Raw genomic sequence first — 14,502 nt, 5'->3', positions numbered from 1 at the left:
CGTCTTCCCTCTCCCCTAACCTCTCAGGCATGGACTTCTTGGTAACCCATGAGGAGGTATTAGACGATGAAGACCATCCTTCGACTTCCGACCGTAATCAGCCGTACTGGCCTGTCTCGCAGCACGCTGTATTTGCGCATAGCAGAAGGCCGGTTCCCCAGGCCCATTTCACTGGGTGGGAGGGCTGTCGGCTGGCTTGAATCCGACATCACGGAGTGGATCGAAACCCGGATTGAAGAAAGCCGCAAAGGGGGTGTGGCATGAAGGCACAGAATCCCCTTTCCAAAGGCCTGCACTCAATCTCTCTGCGAGCCTCCGTTGATGCACATTGCTACATGTGCATGGGTGGCGAAAAACAAGACACAAGGACCCAGAAAAATGTCGTCGAACTGATCCGGGGGTGTAACAGCGATATTTGCCCTTTGTGGTCTGTGAGACCGTTTACCCGTCCAAATCCGGAGGATAAGGCGGGTAACTGATGGGCATTGTCGAGAGGAAGCGACCAGAGGATCAAACCACGGAGGAATGGCTGGCGGAGTTCGCTGGATCAAGCTGCAAACCTCCGAGAAGAGGCGTCCAGATTGAGGGTGTTCCCAAAACAGAGAACAGTGCCGACGAAGAAGCTCGCCAATTTCGCTATATCGGCCACCGAACAACAAGGACTGGCAGTGTCGCTCTGGAGTTTGAAGCCCTGGACGGGCAGCTACAAGCCGTGAAGTTTTTCAATGTGGGTCTGAAAAGCCGGCAGGGGAACAACTACCCAGCGGGTAAGAACGGGCAATTCAATCCACCAGAGCGTGGGAAATTCCGGCAGTTCTGGATGGAAGCTGTGGGCGAACCACCCAGCAGGTGGTGCCGCGTCCATAAATCCCTCCGTAGTAAGCTGGGCAAGCTTGTTTTCACCGGCGAGATTGAACATTGCCTAGATGGCAAGGGAGCTGGTTATTACAAAATCACGAGCATCTCCCTGAATAAGGAAACATGACCGATCACAACTCTGGCACATTTCCGGCACAATCTGGGCACAAATTGAGCACAAAGATCGGGCACACATACTGGGCACAGCATCAGGCCAAAACCCTTGCAGTGACTGGCTTTCCGGTGATTTCACTGCATAGGGAAATGCTACATAGTGAATAAGTGCACAAAAACACAGTCACCCAGGCACACAAAACACATAAGATATATCTATATCTCTATCTATGTTCAGGTAGTGATGACTTGCATGACAATCGAATTATTGCCATTACCGCTGTTTAATGCGCAGTCAGGAAAATGGGGTTTTGCAACCAGTACGCGCGCGGGCGCGTGATATGAAATCAGCAGTTACATTCAATGACTATCGCCGGGCCAAGTCCTGAGCGAACAACCTTAGCAATTCTGAGCATTGAGGAGATTTATCGAGAATGGCGCGCGCCGCCTACTCCGCAGCCCACAACAACAGCCTTAATGCTAGCACCCCCTTATTTTTTTTATGTAAGACTCGGGGTCCTCAATCACACTGTCATATTCAGACTTATGTATTCGTTTTGAATCGAAATCAATCTTGACATCCTTGATAAATTGCCTGAAGTCATCATTTTGCTCAGACAATTTATTCATCGTTTCCCAATCCAACTGAGGCCTATATTTGGCATGATAGAGAATTCCCGATGAATCAATATCATTAAGATCAAGGTGAATCACACCAATTCCGAATGACATAGATAACCGCTCAAGCTCTGACAACAACTCATCATCTTGTTTTATTTCTGCAGCAATCAGATACCCTTCGTTTGCCCACGATGAATTGGAAACAGCCTGGAAAAAAGCTTCTCTGTAATTACCTTTAGTTATCGATTTTTTAAGCTCGAAAGAGAATAACTTTAATGCATTGTTGTCTGATATACGATTGAACTCTATTAAGTCGGGGTTCCAGTCCTCCAAAGGAAGATGAAAACCTACGAGATCCGGATGGCTCCACTCACTATACCCATGCTTCTTTGATTTCTCATGAAAGATGGTTTTGGTAAGTATGCTTTTTCCCCGGCTAAATGTGGGATTCGTATATGCAAAATAACTCAGCAGCGGATGAAGATCTCTTTCAGTATATTTGGATTTAGGCTCTCTTTCTTTTCTTTCTGATACTTCGATTTTTTCTATGATGTCATCTGGCAACTGGCTAGCCCTTGCCTTAAGAAAAAATCTGGCGGGCCTGCTTCCAATTTTAATAAATTCAGTTCTAGGATTATCTCTTACTTCCACAAACAATCTGGCACCAAGTGTTTGCCAAGGAGTTTTACCTGTAGTGTTTAACCGTTGATCTAAACCCTTATTCTTACCAATTTCCCATATTTCCTGATAGGTTAGCGGCTTGTCTGCATCCACCAGAACTTCTACAGCGTAATCTGTAAATGTAAAACTCATCCCCCATCTCCCTCGAAAACCAGCAGTTCGTTATCGGTTTATGGTTGTATCTTGTTTATCCAAGAACGCAGACAATTTTGGCGTTCCATTAGCCAGCCGTTTAGGTAGCCTGTAATCTTCGGTCGGTTCAGCTGGTGCCAGCAAATATCTCAATTCGCCTTCCTGGTTTAACAAAATTTTTGATAGCTCATCACCAAAATTCATTTTTTTCTTATTGGCTTTAACCAGACAAACCATGCCGCCCAGCATGAACTTATACAATCTGACATTTTGTTTCTTAAAATTCAAAGGTGCTCGGTATGCAAAAACCTCATCATCTTGCTTATGGATCAGCAATCGCACTAAAGCGACATCAAACCATGAGGGAATTTGTATTTCACCGAATGCAATTTTCTTAATTTGATCTTGATAGCTGTAAAGATCAATTTTTCCATATTGCTCAGAGGTAATACTGTATTTCCAGAGAATTCCTGCACAGAATCTTAAAATTTTATCTTTGTCGATACCGTGACATTCTTTTATGCCAAATCCTCTATTAATTGAGCCTTTTCTTATATTAGCAAACACAATAGCGGCATATTCTTCCAGTCTACCCAACTCCCCATCGCAGGTTGCACATAGTATGTTTTTATCGAATGTGCCTGATTGAGTAGGATGAAATGATCCATCTGTCTTAACCGATGTAGCATGGCTTTTCCCAGTCTGCACTTCTTTACAAAACACTTGAGGAATTAAATGTGCTCGAATGGTGTTTTTTTCACCGCATTTGCTACATGGCATCCGATTCCACCTGATTCACTATTTTAGGAAGATAGCCTCAGGCCTCTAACACACTAGAGCTCAAGGCTAGAGGCTTTCTATCAGTGCGATTTGATTTGCAGAAAACGAATGATTCTCAGCAACCAGACATTTTTGAAATTATAGAAAACTATGATCACAGTAACCCGAAGGAACTGCTACGGCTACAAAAGGGGGCCAAATGGGGGACTATGCGTATGAATGCAATATTAAGTTATTGTTTTTTATAGGATTATAATTATAAATTGGCGGAGAGAGAGGGATTCGAACCCTCGATGGAGCTATTAACCCCATACTCCCTTAGCAGGGGAGCGCCTTCAGCCACTCGGCCATCTCTCCGAAACCCCGTTTTCACCGGGGAGCAAAGGATACTAGGGCCGGGGGCCGAGGTAAAGTCTCAGCTGCCGGACTCCTGGGTGCTGCCGTCTTCTTCGCTCTTGATCCGCTCGTAAATCTCTTCGCGGTGGACGGAAACGTCCTTGGGCGCATTGACACCGATACGCACCTGGTTGCCCTTGACACCCAGGACTGTCACGGTGACTTCGTCGCCAATCATGAGTGTTTCACCCACCCGTCTGGTCAAAATCAACATGTCAATCTAACTCCTTTTCGGATAATTCGCTCATTTCTGTCCTTCGGTTGGCCTGATTGCGGGCAGGCTCCCCGTAGGTATCGTCAACCCATTACTAAACTTTAATAAATCAAAACCGGTAAAAAACCATTATTTTACGATCTTCGAACTTTTACAAAGTCATTTCCTGCTCGAGCTGGAAGGCGCCATGCAGAGCCCGCACACCCAGTTCAAGATACTTTTCCGCGACGACAACGGAGATTTTAATTTCCGAGGTGGATATCATCATGATATTGATCCCTTCCCTGGCCAGGGTTTCAAACATCTGACTGGCGACACCGGCATGGGAACGCATGCCGACGCCGACCAGGGAGATTTTAACAATGGATTTATCGCCTGCAACCTCACGTGCGCCCAGTTTGCCTGCAACGTCCTGCAACAATTTAAGGGTTTTTTCATAATCGTTGCGATGCACGGTAAAGGTAAAGTCGGTCGTTCCGTCGGCACCAACGTTCTGGATAATCATGTCGACTTCGATATTGGCATCACCAATCGGGCCCAGAATACTGAACGCCATACCGGGTTGATCCGGAACGCCCAGGATCGTCAACTTGGCTTCATCGCGATTGAAGGCGATGCCGGAGATGACAGGTTGTTCCATATCCGTTTGTTCCTCGTAAGTAATCAGTGTACCGGGCCCCTCTTCAAAAGAGGAGAGCACCCTTAGATTGACATTATATTTGCCAGCAAATTCCACCGCACGGATCTGCAGGACTTTCGACCCGAGGCTGGCCATCTCCAGCATCTCCTCGAACGTGATGCGCTGCAGGCGCCGGGCGTCAGCGACGACGCGGGGATCGGTGGTGTAAACACCGTCCACGTCGGTATAAATCTGGCATTCATCGGCCTTGAGGGCCGCCGCCAGCGCCACCGCCGTGGTATCGGAGCCCCCGCGGCCAAGCGTGGTGATATTGTTTTCCTCATCCCGCCCCTGAAAGCCGGCGACCACCACTACCCGTCCCTGATCCAGATCGGTGCGCATACGGCTTTCATCGATATCCAGAATCCGCGCCTTGGTGTGCGCACTGTCGGTCAGAATATGCACCTGCGAGCCGGTATAGGATCGGGCCGGGTAGCCGCGCGCATTCAGTGCCATGCTCAGCAGGGCAATGGTCACCTGCTCGCCGGTAGAGACCAGTACATCGTACTCCCGCGGTTCGGGCTGGTCACTCACCTGGTTAGCCAGTTCGATCAGACGGTTGGTCTCGCCGCTCATGGCGGAAACGACCACCACCACATCGTGGCCGCCCTGGCGACTGGCGATGACCTTGTCGGCGACATTTTCGATTTTCTCGACCGTGCCGACCGACGTACCGCCGTATTTTTGAACAATAAGAGCCATTAAAACCTTTACACTGTGCCCAAAGGGCGCAAATTAAACACTAGTTAGCAGGAGATTGAAAGGCGCCAGGGCATCCGCGTTATAAAAAAGCCGCCGATCGTGCAGCGAATTTGGCGGGCGAAGAGAGGTTCTTCATCACTCTCCCCCGGGCGGAACGGACAGAGTCGCAAGCGGCGGCGCGCGCATTATGCGCCGCCAAGCTGCCCACGCACCCAGTCGGGCACGCTGGCCAGCGCGGCATCCAGGGCTTCAGGCTGGCTGCCCCCGGCCTGCGCCATGTCCGGGCGACCGCCGCCCTTGCCGCCCACCTGTTGCGCGACCATATTCACCAGTTCACCGGCCTTCAGCTTGCCGGTGCTGTCCTGGCTGACCCCGGCAACCAGGGACACCTTGCCGCCACTGACGGTGGCCAGCACCACGGCCGCCGAGCCGAGTTTGTTCTTGAGCTGATCCACTGTGTCGCGTAGCGACTTCGGATCGGCCCCGTCCAGGCGTGCCGCCAGTACCTTGAGCCCGTCGATCTCCCGGGCCTGGGCGGCGAGATCGGAGCCCTGGCTGCTGGCCAGTTTGGCCTTGAGCCGCTCCACCTCTTTTTCCAGCTGACGGTGCTGTTCCAGCGTCTGGCGCACCCGTTCAGCCAGTTGCTCGCGCGCGCCCTTGAACAGGCCGGCGAGCTCCTCCAGCTGGGTTTCGTTCTCTTCCACCCACTGCAAGGCCCGCTGGCCGGTCATCGCTTCGATGCGACGCACGCCGGCGGCCACACCGCCCTCGCTGACGATCTTGAACAGGCCGATATCGCCGGTACGCTCAACATGGGTGCCCCCGCACAGCTCCATGGAAAACTCGCCCATGCGCAGCACCCGCACCGCTTCCCCGTATTTCTCGCCGAACAGGGCCAGCGCACCGGCGGCGATCGCGGCCTCCGGCGCCATCACTTGCGTTTCGACGGGGTGGTTGCGCCGGATATGCACGTTGACCAGCGTCTCGATCTGCTGCAACTGTTCGCGGCTGATCGGCTCGAAATGGGAGAAGTCGAAACGCAGGCGATCGGCGTCCACCAGCGAGCCCTTCTGGGTGACATGCTCGCCAAGTACCTGGCGCAGCGCGGCATGCAGCAGATGGGTGGCCGAATGGTTATAGGCCGTGGCCTGACGGCGCTCGGCATCCACGCTGGCCTCGACCTGCTCGCCGGTCTTGATCGTCCCTTCGCTCACCTTGCCAAAATGCAAAAAGACCTTGCCGCCCTGCTTGCGGGTATCCTCGACCGTGAACTTGCCCCCTGCCGACTGCAGCCGGCCGCGATCGCCCACCTGGCCACCGCCTTCGGCGTAAAACGGGGTGCGATCCAGCACCAGCATGCCGGCCTGGCCCTGGCCCAGTTTCTCCACCGGCTGACCGTTTTGATAAATCGCCTCGACCGTGGCCGGGCCGGCCAGCTGCGCGTAACCGGTAAACTCGGTCTCGCCTTCCACCTGCACGGCTTCGCCGTAATCGACGTCGAACTGGCTGGCGGAACGGGCCCGCTCACGCTGGGCGGCCATGGCCTTGTCGAAACCGGCCATATCCAGTTGCAGACCGCGCTCGCGGGCGATGTCGTTGGTCAGATCCACCGGGAAGCCGAAGGTGTCGTACAGCTTGAAAATAGTCTCGCCGGGGATCGTCTGATCGGGCAGATCGGCGATCGCCTGATCCAGGATTTGCATGCCCTGATCCAGGGTTTCGGCAAAGCGTTCCTCTTCCTGCTTCAAGACTTTCTCCACCATGGTCTGCTGTTTGACCAGTTCGGGATAGGCCTCGCCCATCTCGTTGGCCAGAGGTTCAACCAGTTGATGGAAAAAGCCCTGTGCCGCCCCCAGTTTGTGACCGTGACGAATCGCCCGGCGAATGATCCGCCGCAGCACATACCCGCGCCCTTCGTTGGAGGGCATCACGCCATCGACGATCAAAAAGCTGCAGGAGCGGATGTGATCGGCGATGACCTTGAGGGAATTATCCTGCTTGTCCTTGCAGCCGGTCACTTTCGCCGCGGCATCGATCAGGTTCTGGAACAGATCGATTTCGTAATTGCTGTGCACGCCCTGCATGACCGCAGCCAGGCGCTCGAGTCCCATGCCGGTGTCCACCGACGGTTTGGGCAGCGGATTGAGGGTACCGCTCTTGTCCCGATCATACTGCATGAAGACCAGGTTCCAGATCTCGATATAGCGATCGCCGTCTTCGTCGGGACTGCCGGGCGGACCGCCGGGCACCCCGGGGCCGTGGTCGTAGAAAATCTCGGTACAGGGCCCGCAGGGGCCGGTGTCGCCCATGGACCAGAAGTTGTCGCTTTCGTAACGCTTGCCGCCCGGCTTATCGCCGATACGGGTAAAGCACTGTTCGTCCACGCCGATCTCCTTGAGCCAGATATTGGCGGCGTCTTCGTCGTCCTGATAGACGGTCACCCATAACTTGTCCGCCGGCAGTTTCAGTATCTCGGTGAGAAACTCCCACGCATAGCCGATTGCCTCGCGCTTGAAATAATCGCCGAAGCTGAAGTTGCCCAGCATTTCGAAAAAGGTGTGATGGCGGGCGGTATAGCCGACGTTTTCCAGATCGTTGTGCTTGCCACCGGCACGCACGCAGCGCTGGGAACTGACCGCCCGTTTGTAGGGACGCGGCTCCTGGCCGAGGAAGGTCTCCTTGAACTGCACCATGCCGGCATTGGTAAACAGCAGGGTCGGATCATTGGCCGGCACCAGCGGGCTGGAGGCGACGACTTCGTGGCCCCGCTCGCGAAAGTATTCCAAAAAGGCTGTACGTAATTCAGCACTGCTGTTCATCATGGGTATCCAAATCTCAGTCATCATCCCGCACTACGTTCTGAATCTGCTCGGTGGTAAACCCGCGCTGCTGCAAAAAGCGCATCTGCCGGGCTTTTTCCCGGTATTCCTCGGGTAAAGCGGCCCCGAATTTCCTGACGCGCACCTCCCTGGCCAGATCTATCCAGACCGGGCTGCGTTCATCCAGATATTGGGAGATCAGCGTCTCGCTGACACCTTTTTGCGACAGTTCGGCAATGATCTTGCGCGGCCCGGAGCCCCGGGTCTGCCGGGAATGCACGAACGCTTCCACGAACCGTTCGTCACTCAACAGGTTTTCATCCGCAAGGCGCTGCAATGCCGAGTCGACCTCCTGTTCGGCATACCCCTTGCGCACCAGCTTTTGTTGCAGCTCGCAGGTGCTGTGTTCGCGGCGGGACAACAGATCCATCGCCGCTTCACGAACGCTTTTAGCCATCTCGAAACGGCGTCACCGGGTTCAGGCTTCGGCTTCGGCCTCTTCCAGCGCGCTATCATCGGAAGTCTCGGCCGGCGTGTCGCCCTGGCTTTCGGCCGGCTTGGGCAGCAGCTTATCGCGGATCTGGGCTTCGATCTCCTGCGCCATCTGCGGATGCTCCTTGAGGAAATTCCGCACGTTATCCTTGCCCTGACCGATGCGCTCACCGTTATAGCTGTACCAGGCCCCGGATTTATCCACCAGCCCTTCCTTGACGCCCAGGTCAATGATCTCGCCCTCGCGGGAGATGCCTTCATTATACAGCAGGTCGAATTCCACCTGTTTGAACGGCGGCGCCACCTTGTTCTTCAGCACCTTGACCCGGGTCTCGTTACCAATGACCTCGTCACCCTTTTTGATCGAACCGATACGCCGGATATCCAGTCGCACGGACGCATAGAACTTGAGCGCGTTACCGCCGGTGGTGGTTTCCGGGCTGCCGAACATGACCCCGATCTTCATGCGGATCTGATTGATAAAAATCACCAGGGTATTGGAGCGCTTGATGTTGCCGCTCAGTTTACGCAGTGCCTGGGACATCAGCCGTGCCTGCAGGCCGACATGGGTATCGCCCATATCGCCCTCGATTTCCGCCTTGGGGGTCAGTGCCGCCACCGAGTCAACCACCACCACGTCCACCGCGCTGGAGCGCACCAGCATGTCGGTGATCTCCAGCGCCTGCTCGCCGGTATCCGGCTGGGAAACCAGCAGATCATCCACGTTAACGCCCAGGCGGCCCGCATACTGGGGATCCAGCGCATGCTCGGCATCCACAAAGGCCGCCGTGCCGCCGTGTTTCTGGCATTCGGCGATCACCTGCAGGGTCAGCGTCGTCTTGCCCGAGGATTCCGGGCCGTAGATCTCCACCACCCGGCCCTTGGGCAGGCCGCCCACGCCCAGGGCGATATCCAGCCCCAGCGAACCGGTGGAAATGACCTCCACATTGCGCACTGCCGAGGTATCGCCCATGCGCATGACCGAACCCTTGCCGAACTGTTTTTCGATCTGGCTCAGTGCCGCACTGAGTGCCTTTTTCTTGTCTGCATCCATGGTATTTCTCCTGTAACTTATCGAATGAAATCGCTCCCTGTGTCCTGGCTCACGTCTAATGGCACCTTCAGCAAGGCGTCATTAGACGTGAGCCAAGACACGATCCCACGCCCACTCGTAACCCGGCGCCATTATTTCACACAACCGAGGCCACGGCCTAGCCTCGATTTGCCCCGGCCCGTCACCCCCCGGGAGCCTCCTTTATCAGGGGCCAGCGTTGCAGGATGCGGTATTGGGCCCCACGCGGCAGGGTTTGGGATTCGACCAGCACGAATTCATCAACCGCCCACAGCAGCGGTTGTTCAAGTGCCTCACTCAGCGGCGGGCGGCGCAACTTGCGCAACAGGGTCAGGTGCGCCTGCCAGGGTCGGGGATCGATTCGAAAGCCGCATTCGCCCAGTCCCGGCTGCAACCGGCTCACCAGGGCGATCAGCGCCGGGGGAGATTCATCGGGCGCAATCCAGCCGACCCGGGGACGGGGCCAGTGGCCCAGGCGGGACAGGGCCAGGGTAAAGGGCGGTGCCTCGACCGTTGCGGCAACCCGCTCGGCACAGCGGTGCTGGTCGGCGTCCGACGGCCCCAGATAAAATAGTGTCAGATGGATCTGTGCCGCCGTCAAACGACGGGCATGCCGAGCGGCGAACTGCTGGCCCGCCACCCGGTGCAGCCGGCGGGCTAACTCCGGCGGCGGCCAGAGGGCAAAAAACAGCCGTTGGCGGGCCTCAGTCACCGGTCAGTTCGAGCACGCCTTCGAGCGCCCGGGCCACCGCCTGGCGACGGACAGCATCCCGATTACCATTGAACTGCCGGGACTCACTGCGCACGTCCGGATTGCCCGGCGCAGCCTGTTGCGCCCAGCCGAACCAGATCAGCCCGACCGGCTTGTCGGGGCGACCGCCACCGGGCCCGGCGATACCGCTGACCGACAGCGCCAGGCTGGCCTCGCTGTGTCGCAGCGCCCCGTCGGCCATGGCGCGCACCGTCGCCTCGCTCACCGCGCCGTGATCGCCTAACACTTCGGCCGGGACACCCAGCAGATCCTGTTTGGACTGATTGGTGTAGGTGACAAACCCGCGCTCGAACCAGGCGGAACAGCCCGGCACATCGGTCAGCAGCTTGGCAATCCAGCCGCCGGTGCAGGACTCGGCCGTGGCCAGTTGCAGGCCGGCATCACCCAGCCGCTCAGCGATCCGGTGCGCCAGCGCCAGCAGCACCTCGTCGCTCGGCACCCGACTCATCGGCCGCACCCGGGCAGCCTGTCGGCCGGCTCACTCTTCATCCAGGACACTGGTAATAATGGCGCCGATCTCATAACCGTCCCCGCGACGCTGTTTGGCCATGCGCACGACCCGCACCACGGCATGCAGCGGTGCATTGATCTGCTGGTCCGATTCGACATAAATCTCGACCTGCGTATCCACCGGTATCTCGTTGGCGGCAATAAACATCAGCCCCCGTCCGCTGAGATTGGCCAACCGCCCGATCGTCTCCTGCTCGCTCCCTTGCGGTTTGAAGCGGATAGCACAATCCATCTCCACCCGCATGAAATCGCGCTTTTCGTCATAATCCCTTGGCATCCGATCTCTCCTCCATCGCTTACGCCGGTTCACCGACGTTTTATTATTGGAGAAACTGTATGGCAGCCGCCGAATCGGCGCAAGACCGCAGGGTATAGTGATTTCACAGAATAAAACGCAGAGTTCGCGGAGGCGCAGAGACGCGGAGAAAAATAATATTCCAGACCCTGGAACCAATGAGTGGAATTTAATCAAGTTGGATTTAGGTATACCAATCTGTAAGCTGGCGTCGATATTCCAGGGAATGGAAAGTCCCAAAAGTGTCAAACCTGATTGATCTACTCCGCGACTCTGCGCCTCCGCGAACGCCGCGTTAATTTCCAGGGCCCGAACGCCGGAGCAGTTTCCCGTCAAGAACAAAGTCGATAAACTCCCAGCCCATGTCGAGCACCGCGCCCAATTCCCAGCATACGCCGATGATGCAGCAATATCTGCAGATCAAGGCCGAGTATCCGGATATTCTGCTGTTCTATCGCATGGGCGATTTTTACGAGCTGTTCTACGACGATGCCAAACGCGCGGCCCGGCTGCTCGACATTACCCTGACACAACGCGGCCAGTCGGCCGGCGAGCCGATCCCGATGGCCGGGGTGCCCTATCACGCGGTGGAAAGTTATCTCGCCCGACTGGTGCGCCAGGGACAGTCCATTGCCATTTGCGAGCAGATCGGCGATCCGGCCAGCAGCAAGGGGCCGGTGGAACGCAAGGTGGTGCGCATCGTCACCCCCGGCACCCTGACCGACGAGGCCCTGCTGGAAGAGCGTCGCGACAACCTGGTCGCCGCCCTCTATGCCCGCCAGGATCACTACGGGCTGGCCTGTCTCGATCTCAGCAGCGGCCGCTTCAGCGTACAGCAGCTGCAAGGCGACGAGGCGCTGCACTCGGAGCTGGTGCGTCTGCAACCGGCCGAACTGCTGGTCGAGGAGACCTTCAACAGCGACCCGCTCGCTGCCCGGGTTCTGGCCATCAAAACCCGCCCGCCCTGGTCTTTCGATCACGACAGCGCCTATCGCCTGTTGTGCGAGCAGTTTCAGACCCGACACCTGGCCGGTTTCGGCTGTGACGACTGGCCACTGGCGATCGCCGCCGCCGGAGCGCTGTTGCGTTATGTGCAGGAAACCCAGTGCGGCCTGCTGCCGCATCTGCACAGTCTGGCCAGCGAACAGCGGGAACAGAGCCTGCTGCTGGATGCCGCCACCCGCCAGAACCTGGAGCTGGAACAGAATCTGGCCGGCCAGCACGCCCACACCCTGGCGGGGATCATGGACCGTTGCGTCACCCCGATGGGCAGCCGCCTGCTGCGCCGCTGGATCAATCGCCCGCTGCGGGACCAGGCCCGGCTGCGCCAGCGCCAGGCGTTGATCGGATTATGGCTGGACGCAGAGCGTTACGCCCCGCTGCGCGAACTGCTCCATCAGGTTGGCGATATCGAACGGATTCTGACCCGGGTGGCCCTGAAGTCGGCCCGGCCGCGGGACCTGCTGCAGTTGCGCGTGGCCCTGGCGGTGCTGCCCGGGCTGCAGCGGCAGCTGGGCGAGCTGGCCACAGAAAATCCGCTGCTGGACGAGCTGGGCGAACAGGCCCGGCCGTTTCCGCAGATCGTCGCCCTGCTCGAGCAGGCGCTGGTGGAACAGCCGCCGCTGCTGATCCGCGACGGCGGGGTCATCGCCACCGGCTATGACAACGCGCTGGATGAGCTGCGCGATCTGCAACACAACGTCGGCGATGTGCTGGCCGAGCTGGAGCGGCGCGAGCGGGAACAGTCGGGCATTCCCAATCTCAAGGTCGGTTATAACCGGGTCCACGGCTATTACATCGAGATCAGCCGCGCCCGGGCCGAATCGGTGCCCGCGCATTACCAGCGCCGCCAGACCCTGAAGGCCGCCGAGCGCTATATCACCCCACAGCTCAAAGAACTCGAAGACAAGGTATTGAGCGCCAACGAACGGGCGCTGGCCCGCGAAAAGGCGCTGTACGATCAACTGCTGGATCGGCTCAACGCCGATCATCGGGATCTGCAGGCGTGTGCCGCCGCCCTGGCCCAGCTGGATGCGCTGGGCAACCTGGCCGAGCGCGCGGCGGCACTGAATCTGCGCTGCCCGCAACTGGTGGCCGAGGAAGGGCTGCAAATCACCGCCGGCCGCCACCCGGTCATCGAACAGGTGCAGTCGACCCCGTTCACTCCCAACGATCTCGATCTGGATGATCAGACCCGCATGCTGATCATCACCGGCCCCAACATGGGCGGCAAATCCACCTATATGCGCCAGATCGCCCTGATCACCCTGCTCGCCCATATCGGCAGTTATGTGCCGGCCGAGTCGGCGCGGATCGGCCCGGTGGATCGCATTTTCACCCGCATCGGCGCCTCGGACGATCTGGCCGGGGGACGCTCCACCTTCATGGTGGAAATGACCGAAACCGCCAACATCCTGCATCACGCCAGCCGTCACAGCCTGGTGTTGATGGACGAGATCGGCCGCGGCACCAGCACCTTCGACGGCCTGGCCCTGGCCTGGGCCAGCGCCCGGGATCTGGTCACCCGGATCCAGGCCTGTACCCTGTTCGCCACCCACTATTTCGAGATGACCCAGCTGCCGGAGCTGCTGCCCCATTGTCGTAACGTGCATCTGGACGCCCGCGAGCACGGCGAGCAGATCGTCTTTTTGCACCAGGTCAAACCCGGCCCGGCCAGCCGCAGTTACGGCCTGCATGTGGCCGCCCTGGCCGGCGTGCCGCGCGCGGTGCTCGAACAGGCGCAGGCCAAGCTGCGACAGCTGGAACAGGGCGAGCATTTTTCCGCCCCACCGTCGACCGACCCGGAACCCGCCGAGCATCCTGTCTTGTCCGCCCTGCGCCAGTTGGACGCGGACGAGCTGTCACCCCGTCAGGCCCTGGAACAGATCTACCAGCTGAAAAAGTTACTCGAGCCGTAAGCCCGGGCTCGCACCTCGGCCGCGTTTCACGCTACCATACTCTTATTAAATTGCCCGTCGAACCGCATCCTGGAACGGAACCCGGGTTCGACCTTGCTGAACAGACTAAGGAGCATGCGCATGACTTACGTAGTCACCGACAACTGTATTAAATGCAAGTACACCGACTGCGTTGAGGTGTGTCCTGTCGACTGCTTTCACGAAGGTCCCAACTTTCTGGCGATCGATCCCGAAGAGTGCATCGACTGCACCCTGTGCGAACCGGAGTGCCCGGCCGAAGCCATTTTCGCCGAGGACGATGTCCCCGCCGGGATGGAAAACTTCATTGAACTCAATGCCGAGCTGTCCAGGGAGTGGCCGGTGATCGTGGAAATCAAAGATCCCCCGCCCGACGCCAAGGAGTGGGACGGCGTACCGGACAAGCTCCAGTACCTCGAACGCTGAGCC

At 57.4% G+C, this 14,502-nt stretch carries 14 protein-coding genes and 1 tRNA gene; 4 read left to right on the top strand and 11 right to left on the bottom strand.

Annotated elements, in window-relative coordinates:
* The first annotated feature begins 66 nt into the window (after positions 1-66).
* Together U5J94_RS08990 and U5J94_RS08985 are read left to right on the top strand one after the other, a co-directional pair.
* Entirely contained in the window at positions 67-264 is a 198-nt protein-coding gene (locus tag U5J94_RS08990; RefSeq protein WP_322565308.1) for an AlpA family transcriptional regulator, read from the top strand.
* Between the two features lie 214 nt (positions 265-478).
* Entirely contained in the window at positions 479-985 is a 507-nt protein-coding gene (locus tag U5J94_RS08985; protein WP_322565307.1) for a hypothetical protein, read from the top strand.
* A 467-nt stretch (positions 986-1,452) separates the two neighbouring features.
* On the opposite strand, the gene U5J94_RS08980 is transcribed toward U5J94_RS08985, so the two are convergent.
* The 11 genes from U5J94_RS08980 to U5J94_RS08930 all read right to left on the bottom strand — a co-directional run bounded on the left by U5J94_RS08980 (position 1,453) and on the right by U5J94_RS08930 (position 11,119).
* Positions 1,453-2,406, bottom strand: coding sequence for a COG2958 family protein (locus U5J94_RS08980; RefSeq protein WP_322565306.1), 954 nt, complete (start codon positions 2,404-2,406; stop codon positions 1,453-1,455).
* Between the two features lie 30 nt (positions 2,407-2,436).
* Complete coding sequence (locus tag U5J94_RS08975; protein WP_322565305.1) at positions 2,437-3,186, bottom strand: hypothetical protein; 750 nt, start codon at positions 3,184-3,186, stop codon at positions 2,437-2,439.
* Positions 3,187-3,450: 264 nt separating this feature from the next.
* A tRNA-Ser gene (locus U5J94_RS08970) sits at positions 3,451-3,543 on the bottom strand.
* Positions 3,544-3,601: 58 nt separating this feature from the next.
* Positions 3,602-3,796, bottom strand: coding sequence for a carbon storage regulator CsrA (gene csrA, locus U5J94_RS08965; protein ID WP_322565304.1), 195 nt, complete (start codon positions 3,794-3,796; stop codon positions 3,602-3,604).
* 151 nt (positions 3,797-3,947) lie between these two features.
* A complete protein-coding gene (locus tag U5J94_RS08960) occupies positions 3,948-5,177 on the bottom strand; it encodes an aspartate kinase (protein WP_322565303.1) in 1,230 nt (409 codons plus the stop codon).
* A gap of 185 nt (positions 5,178-5,362) precedes the next feature.
* On the bottom strand, positions 5,363-7,996 hold the full coding sequence (gene alaS, locus U5J94_RS08955; protein WP_416224211.1) for an alanine--tRNA ligase: 2,634 nt from the start codon (positions 7,994-7,996) through the stop codon (positions 5,363-5,365).
* A 16-nt stretch (positions 7,997-8,012) separates the two neighbouring features.
* A complete protein-coding gene (locus U5J94_RS08950; RefSeq protein WP_322565302.1) occupies positions 8,013-8,453 on the bottom strand; it encodes a regulatory protein RecX in 441 nt (146 codons plus the stop codon).
* Between the two features lie 21 nt (positions 8,454-8,474).
* On the bottom strand, positions 8,475-9,542 hold the full coding sequence (gene recA, locus U5J94_RS08945; RefSeq protein ID WP_322565301.1) for a recombinase RecA: 1,068 nt from the start codon (positions 9,540-9,542) through the stop codon (positions 8,475-8,477).
* A gap of 181 nt (positions 9,543-9,723) precedes the next feature.
* Positions 9,724-10,272: an RNA 2',3'-cyclic phosphodiesterase gene (thpR, locus tag U5J94_RS08940; RefSeq protein WP_322565300.1), complete on the bottom strand. Its 549-nt coding sequence runs from the start codon at positions 10,270-10,272 to the stop codon at positions 9,724-9,726.
* The gene (locus tag U5J94_RS08935) at positions 10,265-10,771 is read right to left on the bottom strand and encodes a CinA family protein (protein ID WP_416224210.1); all 507 of its coding nucleotides are present in this window, start codon (positions 10,769-10,771) and stop codon (positions 10,265-10,267) included. Before U5J94_RS08935 ends, thpR begins: the two co-directional genes overlap by 8 nt.
* Positions 10,772-10,810: 39 nt before the next feature.
* Positions 10,811-11,119, bottom strand: coding sequence for a PilZ domain-containing protein (locus U5J94_RS08930; RefSeq protein WP_322565298.1), 309 nt, complete (start codon positions 11,117-11,119; stop codon positions 10,811-10,813).
* A gap of 380 nt (positions 11,120-11,499) precedes the next feature.
* Here U5J94_RS08930 and mutS point away from each other — a divergent pair, with 380 nt between their 5' ends.
* Positions 11,500-14,055 (top strand): DNA mismatch repair protein MutS, encoded by a 2,556-nt coding sequence (gene mutS / locus U5J94_RS08925; protein WP_416224163.1) that lies wholly within the window; start codon positions 11,500-11,502, stop codon positions 14,053-14,055.
* Between the two features lie 120 nt (positions 14,056-14,175).
* Positions 14,176-14,499: a ferredoxin FdxA gene (gene fdxA, locus U5J94_RS08920; protein WP_322565296.1), complete on the top strand. Its 324-nt coding sequence runs from the start codon at positions 14,176-14,178 to the stop codon at positions 14,497-14,499.
* The last annotated feature ends 3 nt before the right edge of the window (positions 14,500-14,502 follow it).

The organism is Thiohalophilus sp. (assembly GCF_034522235.1).
In the GTDB taxonomy this organism is placed as follows: Bacteria; Pseudomonadota; Gammaproteobacteria; order UBA6429; family Thiohalophilaceae; genus Thiohalophilus.
Note: the sequence above shows the minus strand (reverse complement) of the source record. Positions and strands in the feature narration are given on the sequence as shown.

Bases quoted from the DNA above. Each gene is read 5' to 3' on its own strand.
- U5J94_RS08990 (WP_322565308.1), top strand. From the start codon at position 67: ATGAAGACCATCCTTCGACTTCCGACCGTAATCAGCCGTACTGGCCTG.
- U5J94_RS08985 (WP_322565307.1), top strand. From the start codon at position 479: ATGGGCATTGTCGAGAGGAAGCGACCAGAGGATCAAACCACGGAGGAA.
- U5J94_RS08980 (WP_322565306.1), bottom strand. From the start codon at position 2,406: ATGAGTTTTACATTTACAGATTACGCTGTAGAAGTTCTGGTGGATGCA.
- U5J94_RS08975 (WP_322565305.1), bottom strand. From the start codon at position 3,186: ATGCCATGTAGCAAATGCGGTGAAAAAAACACCATTCGAGCACATTTA.
- csrA (WP_322565304.1), bottom strand. From the start codon at position 3,796: ATGTTGATTTTGACCAGACGGGTGGGTGAAACACTCATGATTGGCGAC.
- U5J94_RS08960 (WP_322565303.1), bottom strand. From the start codon at position 5,177: ATGGCTCTTATTGTTCAAAAATACGGCGGTACGTCGGTCGGCACGGTC.
- alaS (WP_416224211.1), bottom strand. From the start codon at position 7,996: ATGAACAGCAGTGCTGAATTACGTACAGCCTTTTTGGAATACTTTCGC.
- U5J94_RS08950 (WP_322565302.1), bottom strand. From the start codon at position 8,453: ATGGCTAAAAGCGTTCGTGAAGCGGCGATGGATCTGTTGTCCCGCCGC.
- recA (WP_322565301.1), bottom strand. From the start codon at position 9,542: ATGGATGCAGACAAGAAAAAGGCACTCAGTGCGGCACTGAGCCAGATC.
- U5J94_RS08930 (WP_322565298.1), bottom strand. From the start codon at position 11,119: ATGCCAAGGGATTATGACGAAAAGCGCGATTTCATGCGGGTGGAGATG.
- mutS (WP_416224163.1), top strand. From the start codon at position 11,500: ATGTCGAGCACCGCGCCCAATTCCCAGCATACGCCGATGATGCAGCAA.
- fdxA (WP_322565296.1), top strand. From the start codon at position 14,176: ATGACTTACGTAGTCACCGACAACTGTATTAAATGCAAGTACACCGAC.